Source organism: Georgenia sp. 311 (assembly GCF_006151955.1).
Lineage (GTDB): Bacteria > Actinomycetota > Actinomycetes > Actinomycetales > Actinomycetaceae > Oceanitalea > Oceanitalea wutianyii.
In genome coordinates, this window is record NZ_VDFS01000057.1 from 24,855 (window position 1) to 38,475 (window position 13,621).

General features: G+C 71.3%; 12 protein-coding genes. 6 read left to right on the top strand and 6 right to left on the bottom strand.

Going from position 1 to position 13,621, the window contains the following annotated elements; genetic code table 11:
* Window positions 1-114 precede the first annotated feature (114 nt).
* Complete coding sequence (locus FHE66_RS12115) at window positions 115-1,617, top strand: ABC transporter permease subunit (RefSeq protein ID WP_369692765.1); 1,503 nt, start codon at window positions 115-117, stop codon at window positions 1,615-1,617.
* Window position 1,618: 1 nt separating this feature from the next.
* Window positions 1,619-2,515: a sugar ABC transporter permease gene (locus FHE66_RS12120; RefSeq protein WP_139073220.1), complete on the top strand. Its 897-nt coding sequence runs from the start codon at window positions 1,619-1,621 to the stop codon at window positions 2,513-2,515.
* 212 nt (window positions 2,516-2,727) lie between these two features.
* On the opposite strand, the gene FHE66_RS12125 is transcribed toward FHE66_RS12120, so the two are convergent.
* Window positions 2,728-3,330 carry a bifunctional 2-polyprenyl-6-hydroxyphenol methylase/3-demethylubiquinol 3-O-methyltransferase UbiG gene (locus FHE66_RS12125; RefSeq protein ID WP_139073221.1) on the bottom strand — a complete coding sequence of 201 codons (603 nt, stop codon included), beginning with the start codon at window positions 3,328-3,330 and terminating at the stop codon, window positions 2,728-2,730.
* A 110-nt stretch (window positions 3,331-3,440) separates the two neighbouring features.
* Between FHE66_RS12125 and FHE66_RS12130 the strand changes: the two genes are divergently transcribed.
* A complete protein-coding gene (locus FHE66_RS12130; RefSeq protein ID WP_139073222.1) occupies window positions 3,441-4,499 on the top strand; it encodes a hypothetical protein in 1,059 nt (352 codons plus the stop codon).
* Between the two features lie 63 nt (window positions 4,500-4,562).
* The gene (locus FHE66_RS12135) at window positions 4,563-4,760 is read left to right on the top strand and encodes a DUF5302 domain-containing protein (protein ID WP_139073223.1); all 198 of its coding nucleotides are present in this window, start codon (window positions 4,563-4,565) and stop codon (window positions 4,758-4,760) included.
* A gap of 3 nt (window positions 4,761-4,763) precedes the next feature.
* Here the strand turns inward: FHE66_RS12135 and mug are convergent, their stop codons facing one another.
* Window positions 4,764-5,318 carry a G/U mismatch-specific DNA glycosylase gene (mug, locus tag FHE66_RS12140; protein ID WP_139073224.1) on the bottom strand — a complete coding sequence of 185 codons (555 nt, stop codon included), beginning with the start codon at window positions 5,316-5,318 and terminating at the stop codon, window positions 4,764-4,766.
* Window positions 5,319-5,604: 286 nt separating this feature from the next.
* Between mug and FHE66_RS12145 the strand changes: the two genes are divergently transcribed.
* Both FHE66_RS12145 and FHE66_RS12150 read left to right on the top strand, forming a co-directional pair.
* Window positions 5,605-6,132, top strand: a complete 528-nt coding sequence (locus FHE66_RS12145) for a CarD family transcriptional regulator (protein WP_168202704.1) — start codon at window positions 5,605-5,607, stop codon at window positions 6,130-6,132.
* 83 nt (window positions 6,133-6,215) lie between these two features.
* Entirely contained in the window at window positions 6,216-7,694 is a 1,479-nt protein-coding gene (locus FHE66_RS12150; RefSeq protein ID WP_139073226.1) for a UDP-N-acetylmuramoyl-L-alanyl-D-glutamate--2,6-diaminopimelate ligase, read from the top strand.
* Between the two features lie 240 nt (window positions 7,695-7,934).
* On the opposite strand, the gene FHE66_RS12155 is transcribed toward FHE66_RS12150, so the two are convergent.
* Genes FHE66_RS12155 through FHE66_RS12170 form a run of 4 tightly spaced genes read right to left on the bottom strand, consistent with a single transcriptional unit; the run spans window position 7,935 to window position 13,538 of the window.
* Window positions 7,935-9,332 carry a GH1 family beta-glucosidase gene (locus FHE66_RS12155; protein ID WP_139073227.1) on the bottom strand — a complete coding sequence of 466 codons (1,398 nt, stop codon included), beginning with the start codon at window positions 9,330-9,332 and terminating at the stop codon, window positions 7,935-7,937.
* On the bottom strand, window positions 9,329-11,683 hold the full coding sequence (gene yicI / locus FHE66_RS12160; protein ID WP_139073228.1) for an alpha-xylosidase: 2,355 nt from the start codon (window positions 11,681-11,683) through the stop codon (window positions 9,329-9,331). The genes FHE66_RS12155 and yicI overlap by 4 nt, the downstream gene beginning before the upstream one ends.
* Window positions 11,683-12,582 (bottom strand): carbohydrate ABC transporter permease, encoded by a 900-nt coding sequence (locus FHE66_RS12165; protein WP_139073229.1) that lies wholly within the window; start codon window positions 12,580-12,582, stop codon window positions 11,683-11,685. The genes yicI and FHE66_RS12165 overlap by 1 nt, the downstream gene beginning before the upstream one ends.
* Window positions 12,582-13,538 (bottom strand): carbohydrate ABC transporter permease, encoded by a 957-nt coding sequence (locus FHE66_RS12170; protein WP_139073230.1) that lies wholly within the window; start codon window positions 13,536-13,538, stop codon window positions 12,582-12,584. Before FHE66_RS12170 ends, FHE66_RS12165 begins: the two co-directional genes overlap by 1 nt.
* Window positions 13,539-13,621: the final 83 nt, after the last annotated feature.

A 13,621-nucleotide genomic window follows, 5' to 3' on the forward strand; every position in this document is an offset into this window, starting at 1 on the left:
TCCCAGCCTCAGCATCCTCAGCTCTCGGCGGCGAGCGACGACGCCAAGCAGCTGCGGACCCGACCTCTGCGTACTCCTCACTCGCGGACGTACACGCCGGGGTTCTTCTTCAAGATCGCCGTCATGGCGCTCATCAACGCCCTCGGCGTCTACATCCTCATCCAGGCGTTCACCGTGGAGTCCTGGGGGGTCTTCGCGGGGATGCTCGCCCTGCTCGTGCTCGCCGACTACGTGTACTTCTCGCGGCGCGCGCTGCCGATGAAGTACATCCTCCCTGGTCTCGCGTTCCTCCTCGTCTTCCAGGTCTTCACCGTCGCCTACACCGGGTACGTCGCCTTCACCAACTACGGTCAGGGCCACAACTCGACGAAGGGCGACGCGATCGAGGCGCTGCTCATCCAGAACGAGCAGCGGGTCGAGGGGTCGAGCTCCTACCCCCTCGCCGTCGTCGACCGTGACGGGGAGCTCGGCTTCGCCGTCCTCGAGGACGGCGACGTGCTGGTCGGCACGGCCGAGCAGCCGCTGCGCGAGGTGGATGACGCCGTCGTCTCCGACGGCACCATCACCGAGGTCCCGGGCTGGGAGATCCTCGACCGGCAGGAGGTCATCGCCCGGCAGTCCGAGGTCGTCGACCTGCGCGTGCCCTTCTCCGAGGACGCCGAGGCAGGCTCGGTGCGCACGCAGGACGCGCGCAACGGCTTCGTCTACCGCTCGGTCCTCGACTACGACGAGGCCACGGACACGATGACGAACGTCGAGACCGGCGTCGTCTACACCCCCAACGACAACGGTCAGTTCGAGGCCCCGGACGGCTCCACGCTCAACGTGGGCTGGCGGGTGAACATCGGGCTCGACAACTTCACGACGGCGTTCGCGGACTCGCGCTACGCCGAGCCCTTCCTCAAGGTGCTCATCTGGACGTTCGCCTTCGCGATCCTCACCGTCGGCCTGACGTTCTTCCTCGGCCTGTTCTTCGCGCTCGTCCTCAACGACGAGCGGGTACGCGGCCGCAAGGTCATGCGCGCCTTCCTCATCCTGCCCTACGCCTTCCCGGCGATCATGTCCTACCTGCTGTGGCGGGGCATGCTCAACACCGACTACGGCTTCATCAACCAGGTGCTCCTCGGCGGCGCGGAGATCCCGTGGCTGTCCAACGAGTGGCTGGCGCGCGCCGTCGTGCTCGGGGTCCAGCTGTGGGTGGGCTTCCCGTACATGTTCCTCATCACGACCGGTGCGCTGCAGTCGATCCCGAGCGACGTCATGGAGGCCGCCCGCATCGACGGCGCCGGCCGCTGGCGGATCTTCCGCTCGATGACGCTGCCGCTGCTGTTCATCGCGGTCGCCCCGCTCCTCATCTCGTCCTTCGCCTTCAACTTCAACAACTTCAACGGCATCGAGATGCTCACCGAGGGCGGGCCACGCTTCCCGGACAGCTCGGTCCCCGTCGGTGCGACCGACATCCTCATCACGATGGTGTACTCCATCTCCGGTCTCGACGGACGCGCGGCGACGAACTACGGGCTCGCCTCGGCGCTCTCGCTCGTCATCTTCCTCATCGTCGCGACCATCTCGGTGATCACGTTCCGCAAGACCCAGGCGCTGGAGGACATCAACTGACATGGCCACCATGACCGGTTCCCCCCAGGCCACCCTCGCCGAGCGGCGCCCGAGCCGACGCCGCTGGTGGAGCGAGGTGGGGTGGCGCTACATCGTCGCCCTGCTCGCCATGCTCTACGCGGTGTGGCCCATCGTCTACATCATCTCGGCCTCGCTCAGCGAGCGGGGCACGCTCACCGGCTCCAACGCCCTGTTCACCGACATGAGCACGGCGAACTACGCCCAGCTCGCCGACACCTACTTCTGGACGTGGCTCGGCAACACGGTGTTCATCGCGGGCGTGACGTCCATCGGCACCGTCCTCATGGGCGCCGCCGCGGCGTACGCGTTCTCCCGCTTCCGGTTCACCGGGCGGCGGGTGGGCCTCATCGCCCTGCTCATCGTCCAGATGTTCCCGCAGCTGCTCGCGTTCGTCGCGATCTTCCTGCTGCTGCTGCTCCTGGGTGACATCACCCCGGTGCTCGGCCTCAACTCCCAGATCGCGCTCATCATGGTGTACCTGGGTGGGGCGCTGGGCGTGAACACGTTCCTCATGTACGGGTTCTTCAACACCGTGCCCAAGGAGCTGGACGAGGCGGCGAAGATCGACGGCGCCACCCACGCCCAGACGTACTGGACGATCATCCTGCGTCTGGTCGTGCCGATCCTCGCGGTCGTCGCGCTGCTGTCGCTGATCTCGACGTTCTCCGACTTCCTGCTCGCCAAGCTGATCCTGCAGTCGGAGTCGAACTGGACGGTGGCGGTGGGCCTGTACGGGTGGGTCTCGGACCAGCTCTCGGCGAACTGGGGCCTGTTCGCGGCGGGTGCGACGATCGCGGCGATCCCGATCGTGCTCATCTTCCTGTTCCTGCAGCGGTACATCGTCTCCGGACTCACCGCCGGCTCCGTCAAGGGCTAGGACGCACCACCACCGAGAGCAGGGTTCCCCCCGGGGAGCCCTGCTCTCCGCGTTTCCTCCCCCGCCCCCCGCTCCTCGCCCCCCGCCCCCCGCCCCCTCGCCCGCGACAGCCGACTTCCGCGCGAGAGCCGACTTCCGCGCGAGAGCCGACTTCCGCGCGAGAGCCGACTTCCGCGCGAGAGCCGACTTCCGCGCGTGCGGACGGCCACGGCTCAGGCCGTCGGACGCGCCCAGGTGAGGGTGTACCGGTAGTAGAACCGTCGGCGCGCCCGCGCGGCCGGGAGCAGCTCACGGGCAGCTGCGCGCACCTCGGCGAACGACTCCGCGGGGTCGGTCACCGCAACCCCGACCTCTCCCTGGGCGCGCCGCACCGCGTCGATCAGCCGCACCGGGAGCACCTGCACTCCCGACAGCGCCCAGTCCGCCGCGGACCGCGTCGCCGCGAGCCCCACCACCCGCAGCTCACCACCCGGCGCCACGAGCTCTGCGAGCCGCCGGAGCGCCGGGCGCAGCGGCAGGTGGTGCAGCGTCGCGACGCAGCACACGGTGTCGAAGAGCCCGAGCGTGCGCGCGTCGTCGTCGAGCAGGCCGCAGGCCAGGACCTGCGCGTCCCCGCCCACACGCGCCCGCGCCCGCGCCACCGCTGCCGGGTCCGGGTCGATCCCCACGGCCTCCCGCGCGACGGGGGCGAGCCGCTCGAGGAGGAGCCCCTCGCCGCACCCGACATCGAGCACCCGGCCGCCCCGACGCCGCGCAGCGGCCACGAGCTCGCCGTGGAAGGCGGTGTTGTGGTTCCAGTACGACGACGGCGCCATCGTCGAGAGGCTAGGGCAGTCACCTCCGCGCCGGGCGAGAACGGCGGCGTTTCGTCGGCGATCCGCGTCGTCGGCGAGCCACGTCCGCGGGTTCCTGCCAGGCTACCGGCGTGGCAGACACGGACGACGACGCAGCCCTCGCCGGCATCGCGCGCGACCTCTACGCGCTGCTCCCGGCGGAGTTCGTCACTGCCCGCAACTCACGCGCCGCCGAGGTACGACGCGCGGGCGAGCGCGCCCTCGCGACCCGCGTCAAGGTGCTGCCCAAGCCGTCGGTCCCCGCCTGGGCGGTGGGTCTCGTCGCCCGGGAGGAGCCCGACGACCTCGACACCCTCGGTGAGCTCGGCGCCGAGCTGCGGGTGGCCCAGGCCTCGGCGAACCCCCTCGAGCTGCGCGCGCTCGGCAAGCGCCGCCGTCAGCTCGCCGCGGCGCTCACCCGCACCGCAGCGCGCCTGGCCGAGGAGCGCGGCGTTCCGCTCTCGGCGGCCGCGCAGGAGCAGGTCGAGCTCACCTGGCAGGCCGTCGTCATCGAGCCGGCGGCCGAGCGCGCCGTCCGCAGCCTGCTCCTCGTGCGCACGCTCGCACCCGGCGACCTCGGCGGCGTCGCCCTCGACGGCGCCCTCGCCGTCCCCGTCGAGGGCGTCACGATCGACGACGACGACGCCGACGACCAGCCCGCACCCCCGCCCCGCCGTCGGGCGGCCACCGCGAGGACGTCCCGCGGCGACGACGAAGGACAAGAGCACCGGACCGGTGCGCAAGGCGCGCGGGCAGCCAGGGCCAGAGCGACGGGCGGGAAGCAGCGACCGACCGTCGTCGAGCCGCCGGAGCGCGAGGCCGACGAGGGCTCGGCCCGCGACGACGCTCGCGAGACCCGCCGCGCCGAGCGGGACCTGCGCGCCCGGGAGCGCGTCGCGGAGCAGGCGCGGGCGGACCGCGAGGAGGCGCAGGAGGAGCTCGCGCGGGTCGAGGCGCGCGTGCTCCAGGTCGCGACGCGCGCCGAGGAGCTGCGCCGGGAGCTCGAGAAGGTCGAGGAGGAGCTCGAGGAGCTGGACGAGGAGCGCGCCGCAGCCCAGGAGGAGCGGGAGGACGCCGAGGACCGCGAGGCCACTGCCCTGCGCGCGGTGGAGGAGGCACGCGGGCGTCTCGCCGGCCTCGCGGGGGAGTAAAGGTTGGCCCCAGGGCCCCGCACCGGGCAGGCTGGCGCTATCGACAACGAAGGAGGTCCCGCAATGGACGAGACCACGCCCAGCGCGCCGGAGGCGGCCAAGGACGCCGCAGTGACGGCGAAGGACAAGATGCGCGAGTCGCTCGAGCGCAAGAAGGCTCGGGAGCACCTCGCCAACCAGTCCCGCCCCAACGACGGCTCCGTGCACGGCAGCCAGGTCAACGGTGGCGGCAAGCGCACCTTCCGGCGCAAGTCGGGCTGAGACTCAGCCCTCGACGGCGAGCCGCAGCTCGCCGAAGGCCGCGGCGAGCTGGGGCGGAGTGACGTGGGCGTTGAGCCCGCTCGGGTTGGGCAGCACCCACACCCGCGTCCGCCCCAGCCGCTCCGGCTGCTCCCCGTACGTCGCACGTGGCCGGTCGAAGGCCGTGCGGTAGGCGGTCACCCCGAGGACGGCGAGCCACTGCGGCTCATGGGTCACGACGTCGTCGACCAGCCGCCGTCCCCCGGCGTGCAGCTCCTCGGCGGAGAGCTCGGCCGCGGTCGCCGAGGCGCGCTCCACGACGTTCGTCAGCCCCAGTCCCAGGGCGAGCAGCTCCTCCTGCTCGGCGGGCGCGAGCTGCCGCGGGGTGAAGCCCGAGCGGTGCAGCGCCGGCCAGAACCGGTTCCCCGGCCGGGCGAAGTGGTGGCCGGTCCAGGCCGAGTACAGCCCCGGGTTGATCCCGCAGAACAGCACGCGCAGCCCTGGGGCGAGGAGCGTCGGCAGGGTGCGGTCCGCCGCGGCGGCGAGCTCATCGCGGGTGGGGCGACCGTGGGCGGGCACGGGACGACCCTATGTGACGTCCACCGGTGAAGATCGTCGATGGTCACGCGGAAATGTGACGTGTTCCATTGGTGTAGATTTCTTGCGATTCCTGTGGGATGATGGTAAATGCTGGCTCGCGGAGGTCGGGCGCGTTCACCGGATGTGGACTGCGAATTCCTCCGGGTCCTCGGCCCCGTTCGAGAATGGTCCGCAAGGTCCGGAATCGTGCGGAGCGGATGAATCGAGGCAGGCGTCGGCCCCCGCCGACGACGAGCGTGGTGTTTCTTTCTTCGAAGGGTACGCATTGAATTTCTCCGCCGGTCAGGTCGTCGTTCATCCGCATCACGGTCCCGCCACGGTCAAGAAGATTTTCACTCGTTCCATCAGAGGTGAGCTCAGGAGCTATATCCGGCTCGCCGTCCCGCAGGCCGACCTCGAGGTCTCGATCCCCGTCGACCAGGCGGAGGAGATCGGTGTCCGCTCCGTCGTCGACGCGGCCGGCGTCCGGGAGGTCGTCTCGGTCCTGCTCGACGAGAGCGAGGACTACGAGAAGGTCTGGGCACGCCGGATCAAGGCCAACGCCGAGCGGCTGCGCACGGGCAACCTGCGCACGGTCGCCGGTCTCATCCGCGACCTCACCCGGCAGAACGAGGAGAAGCGCCTCGCCTTCGGTGAGACCAAGCTCCTGCGTGACGCGATGGCTCCGTTCGTCGCCGAGCTGTCCATCGTCCTGGACATGCCGGCCAAGGACGTCGAGGCCATCGTCGTGGCCGCCGTCGTCGAGGGCGTGCGCCCCGAGCTGCCGGAGCTTGAGCTCGCCACCGCGAGCTGAACGTCCGCCCCGAGGCCGACGACGCACCCGTGCGTCGTCGGCCTCGTGCGTGCCCGCCCCAGCGCGACCTAGGCTTGGTGCCCATGAGACTCGGTGACCTCGCTTCCGCGCTGGACCTCGCTGCCCCTGCCGGGGCCGAGGAGATCGAGGTGCGCGGCGCCACGCACCAGGCCGACTGGGCGCGCCCCGGGGACGTGTTCGTCGCGGTCCGCGGCGCGCGCGCCGACGGGCACCGGTTCATCGCCGACGCCGTAGCGCGCGGCGCCGTCGCCGTCCTCGGCGAGGGCCTGCCCGACGACGTCACCTGCCCCGTCCCGTACCTGCGCGTCCCCTCCGCCCGGGCGGCCCTCGCCGACGCCGCGGCGACGCTCGCGGGGCACCCGAGCCGCGGGCTCACGGTGCTCGGCGTCACCGGCACCGACGGCAAGACGACGACGTCGTCCCTCGCGCGGCACCTCCTGCGCAGCGCCGGCCGCCCCACCGGCCTGCTGTCGACCGTCGGCTACGAGCTGCCCGACGGCGTGCTGCGCCAGCCGCCCGCCCACTTCACCACCCCCGAGGCGCCGCAGGTGCAGCAGATCCTGCGCGACATGGTCGACGCCGGTGCGACGCACGCCGTCGTCGAGGCCTCGAGCCACGCGCTGGCCCTGGACCGGGTGCGGGGCGTCGACTTCGACGTCGCCATCTGGACCAACCTCACCGGGGAGCACCTCGACTTCCACGGGACGATGGAGCAGTACTTCGCCGACAAGGCGCTGCTCGTGCAGCGCGCCCGCCACGCCGTCCTCAACGCCGACGACGCGTGGACCGAGCAGCTCATCCCGATGGCGGCGAGCCACGTCACCTACAGCGCCGAGGGCCGCCCGGCGGACTGGTGGGCCTCCGACGTCGTCGAGGGCGCGGACGACCTGCGCTTCACCGTGCACTGCCCGGACGGCACCGTCCAGGCCAAGCTGCCGATGATCGGTCGCTTCAACGTCGCCAACGCGCTCGCCGCGATGGCGGGCGTCCACGCCACCGGGGTCGGGCTCGCGGAGCTGGTCGCCGGCCTCGCGACGTTCCCGGGCGTCGCCGGCCGGATGGAGATGGCCGACCGCGGCGCGGACGACCCGCGCGTCATCATCGACTTCGCGCACACGCCGCCGAGCCTGGAGAAGGCCCTGGAGACGGTACGCGTGACCACCGACGGACGGCTGTGGGTGGTGCTCGGCTCCGCCGGCGGGCCGCGCGACCCCTCCAAGCGGGCACCCCTCGGTGAGGTCGCGACCCGCCTGGCCGACGTCGCCGTCTTCACCGAGGAGGACCACCGCGACACGCCGCTGGTGGAGATCCTGGACGAGATGGAGCGCGGCGCGCGGGAGGCCGGACGGAGCAACTTCCGCAGCATCGGCGACCGGCGCGAGGCGATCCGCCACGCCGTCACCGAGGCGGGTCCGCAGGACACCGTCGTGCTCGCGGGGAAGGGTCCGGAGGAGACGCTCGAGCGGGACACCGAGACCATCGCCTGGGACGAGATGGCCGAGGCCCACGCCGCCCTGGCCCTGCGCCACCGCGCCGACTGAGGACGCCCGGATAGAACTCCGCTCTCGCGCAGAACTCCGCTCTCGCGCGGAAGTCCGCTCTCGCGCGGAAGTCGGCTCTCGCGCGGAAGTCGGCTCTCGCGCGGAAGTCGGCTCTCGCGCGCAAGTCGGCTGTCGCGCGGAAGTCGGCTGTCGCGCGGAAGTCGGCTCTCGCGCGGAAGTCGGCTGTCGGCGGGGAGGCGGGGAGGCCACCCCTCCCCGCCGACAGCGGGATCCTGCGCGTCAGTCCAGGCGGCGGGTCCTGCCGAGGTCGGCGAACCACAGGGCGCTGTCCTTGGGGATCCGCTCGAGCGTCTCGTAGTCCACCCGGACGATCCCGAACCGCTTGGAGTACCCGTAGCCCCACTCGAAGTTGTCGAGCAGGGACCACACGAAGTACCCGCGCACGTCCGCGCCCGCGTCGACGGCGTCGAGCACCGCCCCGACGTGGTCGCGGACGTAGGCCACCCGCTTCTCGTCGTGCACCGCCAGCGCGCCCGGCTGCGAGGCGTCGGGCACCACCTCGTCGGCGAACGCCGCACCGTTCTCGGTGATCATGAGCGGCAGGTCCGGGTACCTCCGGTGCAGGTCCAGGAGCAGCTCGGTGAGGCCGGCCGGCTCGATGTTCCAGCCCATCTCCGTGTAGGGACCGGGCTGCGGCGGGAACTCCACCCTTTCGGCGCCCGGCCACGGGGAGGCAGCCGCCCCCTTGTGCCCGTCGGCCGTGAGGCGCTCGGAGCGACCGTCCCACAGCCGCACGGCGGTGGTGGAGTAGTAGTTGACCCCGAGCACGTCGATCGGCTGGTGGATCGCCTCGGCGTCCCCGTCGCGCACGAAGGACCAGTCGGTCACCGAGGCGGTGTCCTCGATGACGTCGGTCGGGTACCCGCCCTCGAGCATCGGCTGGAGGAACACCCGGTTGGCGAGGCCGTCGATCTGGCGCACGGCGTCGTCCTCGCCCCGCAGGACGTGGAAGTTCAGCGTCACCGAGTAGTCCGGGTCCCCGGACACCTCGCTGCGCAGCGCCTGCAGTGCCAGGCCGTGGCCGAGGTTGAGGTGGTGGACGGCGGCCAGGGCGGCCGCGTGCTCGGTGCGGCCGGGCGCGTGCGCCCCGGAGGCGTAGCCCAGGTAGGCGCTGCACCACGGCTCGTTGAGGGTGGTCCAGGTGGATACCCGGTCCCCGAGCCGCTTGCCCATGATCGCGGCGTAGTCCGCGAACGCGGAGGCGGTGTCGCGCGCCGGCCAGCCGCCGGCGTCCTCCAGGGCCTGCGGCAGGTCCCAGTGGTAGAGCGTGGAGACCGGGCGGATGCCGCGCTCGAGCAGGCCGTCGACCAGCCGGTCGTAGAAGTCGAGCCCGGCGGTGTTGGCCTCACCGCGCCCGGTCGGCTGGATCCGTGGCCACGCCACGGAGAACCGGTAGGCCTGCAGCCCGAGCTCGGCCATGAGGTCGAGGTCCTGGTCGAAGCGGTGGTAGTGGTCGCAGGCGACGTCCCCGGTGTCCCCGTTCCACACCCGGCCGGGGGTGTGGCTGAAGGTGTCCCAGATGCTCGGGCCGCGCCCGTCCTCCCGGGCCGCGCCCTCCACCTGGTAGGACGCCGTGGCCGAGCCGAGGACGAACCCCTCGGGCAGCGCGCGGCTCATCGGGCCACCTCCAGCCGGACGGTGCCGTCGCTGGCGGGCACGGGCTCGCCGCCGGCGAGCCGGGCCCGGAAGGCCGTGGCCGGGGTGGCGGTCACGCTCACGCCGTCCTCACCGTGCACGACGGCGAAGCGCACCTCGGTCCCGTCCAGCGGGTTGGTCACGCGCACCTCGCGGTCCTCCTCACCGAGGTAGACGGTGACGAGCGCGTCGGCGGTGTAGTCCCGCTCGGTGTCGGTCGCGCCCGGCGTGGTGACGAGCACGGCCCCCTCCCGTACCCACAGGGGCACGGAGGAGAAGTCGTGGACCTCGCGCCGCCAGGTGGCGCCGTCGGCCACCTCGCCGGTGAGGAGGTTGGTCCACCGGCCCGCGGGCAGGTAGTACTCGACGTCGCCCTCGGCGGAGAAGACCGGCGCGACGAGCAGGTCCGGGCCGAGGAGGTACTGCCGGTCGAGGTGGTCGCACGCAGGGTCGCCGGGGAAGGCGAGCTGCATCGGGCGCATGACCGGCAGACCGCGCTCGTGAGCCGCGCGGCCCGCCTCGTAGAGGTAGGGCATGAGCTCGGCCTTGAGCCGGGCGAAGCGACGGGTGACCTCGACGGCGCTCTGGTCCGGCTCCTCCTCACCGGTGTCGAACAGCCACGGCACCCGGTAGCTCTGGGAACCGTGCAGCCGCGAGTGGGAGGAGAGCAGGCCGAAGGCCACCCACCGCTTGAACACGGCCGGGTCGGGGCTGCCCTCGAAGCCGCCGATGTCGTGGCTCCAGAACCCGAAGCCGGACATCGACATCGACAGCCCGCCGCGCAGCGACTCGGCCATCGACGGGAAGGAGGAGGAGTTGTCCCCGCCCCAGTGCACCGGCATCCGCTGCCCGCCGGTGGTGGCGGACCGGGCGAAGAGCACGGCCTGGCCGTGGCCGCGCTCCTCCTCGATGACGGAGAAGACGGCCTCGTTGTACAGCTGGGTGTACCAGTTGTGCATGAGGTAGGGGTCCGAGCCGTCGTGCCACACGACGTCCACGGGGATGCGCTCGCCGAAGTCGGTCTTGATCGCGTCGATGCCCTGGCGCAGGAGGGTGCGGATCTTCTCCTGGAACCAGGCGGTGGCCGCCGGGTTGGTGAAGTCGACCAGGCCCATGCCGGCCTGCCACATGTCCCACTGCCAGATGCTGCCGTCGGGCCGCTTCACGAGGTAGCCGGCCGCGGCCGCCTCGTCGAAGGTGCGGGTCCGCTGGGCGATGTAGGGGTTGACCCAGGCGCTGGTGCGCAGCCCGCGCTCGTGGAGGCGGGCGAGCATGCCCTCGGGGTCGGGGAAGGTGCGCGCGTCCCACTCGAAGCTCGTCCAGTCGAACTCGCGCATCCAGAAGCAGTCGAAGTGGAAGACGCTGAGCGGGATCTCGCGCTGCGTCATCCCGTCGATGAAGTGGTTGACGGTGGCCTCGTCGTAGTCGGTGGTGAACGACGTCGAGAGCCACAGCCCGTAGGACCACGCCGGCACCTGGGCCGGGCGCCCGGTGAGCCGGGTGTAGCGCTCGAGCACCTCAGCGGGCGTGGGCCCGTAGATGACGAGGTACTCCAGGTGCTCACCGGGCACGGAGAACTGGACCTGCTCGACGGCCTCGCTGCCCACCTCGAAGGACACGTGCTCGGGGTGGTTGACGAGCACGCCGTAGCCGCGGTTGGTGAGGTAGAACGGCACGTTCTTGTAGGCGAGCTCGGAGGACGTGCCCCCGTCGGCGTTCCACACGTCCACGGTCTGCCCGTTCTTGACGAACGGCCCGAACCGCTCGCCGAGCCCGTAGACGAGCTCGCCGACGTCGAGGGAGAGCTGGGTGTGCACGTACGTCGACGCCGGGGCCAGGCCCGTCGTCGTCACGCCGGCGACGCCGGTCGGCTCGGCGGGCACCGGCGCGCCCTCGGCGAGCCGGACGTACCCCACGGACTTGTGGCCGGAGCGGGTGAGCACCCGCTCCGCGTCCGTGAAGCTGAGGTCCCACGGCGCACCGCGGCGGATGCGCGCCTGGAGCGGGCCGGCGTCGAGCACGCCGCCGTCGTCGTCCACCTCCGCCCGGCCGTGGCCGGTCTGCGCCCCGACGAGGTCGAAGCCGTGCCGGTCGAGCGCTCCCTTGTGGTGCTCGACCCGGACGCGCACCACGCCCTCGAGGGGGCTGGAGAGCGTCACGGTGAGCAGCGCCCGGTTGAGCGTGTCGCCGCGGCCGGTGATGACCTTGGTGGGGGCGTGGACGACGAGCTCGTCGCCGTCGGGGGAGTGGTGGGCGGTGACGTCGTAGGCCTCGGCAGCGTACTGCGCATCGACGCCTGGCCGGTTGTGCCAGAACCCGTCGGTGAACTTCATTACTTGACTGCTCCTGCGGTGATGCCCCGGGTGAGGGTGCGTTGGAAGATGAGGAAGAAGATGAGGGTGGGGATGAGGCCGAGCAGCGCCGAGGCACTCGTCGTCGTCACGTCCATGAGCCGGTCACCCTGGAGCGCGGTGATCGCCACCGGGACCGTCTGGTTGGCGTTGGAGACGAGGAACGTCAGCGGGATGAGGAACTCGTTCCACGTCCAGATGAAGAAGAAGATGAGCAGGACCGAGAGCGTGGGCCGGGAGATCGGGTAGACCACGCGCCACAGGACCCGCCACCGGCCGGCGCCGTCGAGCGAGGCGGCCTCGAGCAGCTCCTTGGGGAAGGTGCTGTAGACGGAGGCGAGCAGGTAGGTGCCGAAGGCGCTCTGGATGACGGTGAAGATGATGATGACGGCCCACACGTTGTCGTAGAGGCCGGCCTCCCGGAACATGAAGTACAGCGGGTAGAGCAGCACCTCCTGCGGCAGCATGTTCGCGAGCAGGATGAGGATGACGATCCACATCCGCCCCTTGATCCGCCCGATGCCCAGGGCGAAGGCGTTGAACATCGACAGCAGCACCGCGAGCACGGCGACGGTGCCGGAGATGAAGAAGCTGTTCCACACCTTCTGCGGGAAGTTCACCCGCTCCCAGAACGCGGAGATCCCGTCGGTGTAGATCTCGGCGGGCAGGGCCAGCGGTCCGCTCGTCGCGTAGTCCGTCGGCGACTTGAAGGAGTTGATGACGATGAGGATGAACGGGAAGGCGATGAACAGGCCGATGAGGACGGCGACGGCGAGCACCGCCCAGTCCCCGGCCGTGCGCGTGGTACCCGGTCCGCGTCCGGCCGGCGTGCGGCGGCGGCGCTCGGACTTCGTGGGAGCGAGGACGTCGGCGGCGGCCATCAGCGTCCCTCCTCTCGGCGCTCGAGGCGCGACTGCACGGTGACGAAGACGACGGACACGACGGCGACGACGGCGGTGAGCGCCGTGGCGATGGTCGCCCCGTAGCCCACCTGCTGCGCCTGGAAGAACTGGCTGTAGGCGTAGTACGACGGGACGATGGTCGAGGTGCCGGGGCCGCCGCCGGTCAGGGCGTAGACCGGGCCGAACACCTTGAGTGCGGCGATGGTGCAGGTGAGGACGACGACGAAGATCTCGGGGCGGATCATGCCGACGGTGATGGCGCGGAAACGCTGGAACCAGCCCGCGCCGTCGAGCTCGGCGGCCTCGTAGAGCTCGGGGTCCACCCGCTGGAGCGCCGCCATGAAGATGACGATGGGGTAGCCGATCTGCACCCACACGAGGACGACCATGAGGCTCGGCATCGCGGTGTCCGGGCTGCCCAGCCAGTTGTGCGCGAGGGAGCCCAGCCCGATGCTCTCGAGGATGGTGTTGAGCGCGCCGTCCTGTGGGCGCAGGATCCAGCCGATGACGATCGCGGCGATGACCGTGGGCAGGATCTGGGGCAGGTAGTAGGTGGCGCGCAGGAAGCTCGCGATCCGGCCGCCGAACTTCTTGCCGATGAGGTCGAAGAGCATGGCGGCGAGCACGAGGCCGAGCAGCGTCGGCACGATGACCATCGCCGCGATCATCGCCAGGGAGTTCTGGAAGGAGGTCCAGAAGGTCGCGTCGGCGAACAGTCGCTCCCAGTTCTCCAGCCCGATCCACTCCGGGGGCCGGATGCCCCGGTAGGACGTGAAGGTGAGGTAGATGTTCCAGACCAGCGGGACGATGATGACGATCGTCAGCAGCGTGAGGCCCGGCACGAGGTAGAGCCAGTACGTACGCCTGTTGGTCTTGGGGATGAGCGGGCCGCCGGGACGCGCCTTGCGCGCGACGGGCGGGACTGCACTCGCCATGAGGGGCTCCTTTCCTGGACGACGAGGTCGGTGGCCGGGTGCCGCCGGAGGGCGGCACCCGGCCGCTCGGTCAGCCGACGATG

Bases quoted from the DNA above. Each gene is read 5' to 3' on its own strand.
- yicI (WP_139073228.1), bottom strand. From the start codon at position 11,683: ATGAAGTTCACCGACGGGTTCTGGCACAACCGGCCAGGCGTCGATGCG.
- FHE66_RS12170 (WP_139073230.1), bottom strand. From the start codon at position 13,538: ATGGCGAGTGCAGTCCCGCCCGTCGCGCGCAAGGCGCGTCCCGGCGGC.
- FHE66_RS12125 (WP_139073221.1), bottom strand. From the start codon at position 3,330: ATGGCGCCGTCGTCGTACTGGAACCACAACACCGCCTTCCACGGCGAG.
- FHE66_RS12120 (WP_139073220.1), top strand. From the start codon at position 1,619: ATGGCCACCATGACCGGTTCCCCCCAGGCCACCCTCGCCGAGCGGCGC.
- FHE66_RS12165 (WP_139073229.1), bottom strand. From the start codon at position 12,582: ATGGCCGCCGCCGACGTCCTCGCTCCCACGAAGTCCGAGCGCCGCCGC.
- FHE66_RS12135 (WP_139073223.1), top strand. From the start codon at position 4,563: ATGGACGAGACCACGCCCAGCGCGCCGGAGGCGGCCAAGGACGCCGCA.
- FHE66_RS12150 (WP_139073226.1), top strand. From the start codon at position 6,216: ATGAGACTCGGTGACCTCGCTTCCGCGCTGGACCTCGCTGCCCCTGCC.
- FHE66_RS12155 (WP_139073227.1), bottom strand. From the start codon at position 9,332: ATGAGCCGCGCGCTGCCCGAGGGGTTCGTCCTCGGCTCGGCCACGGCG.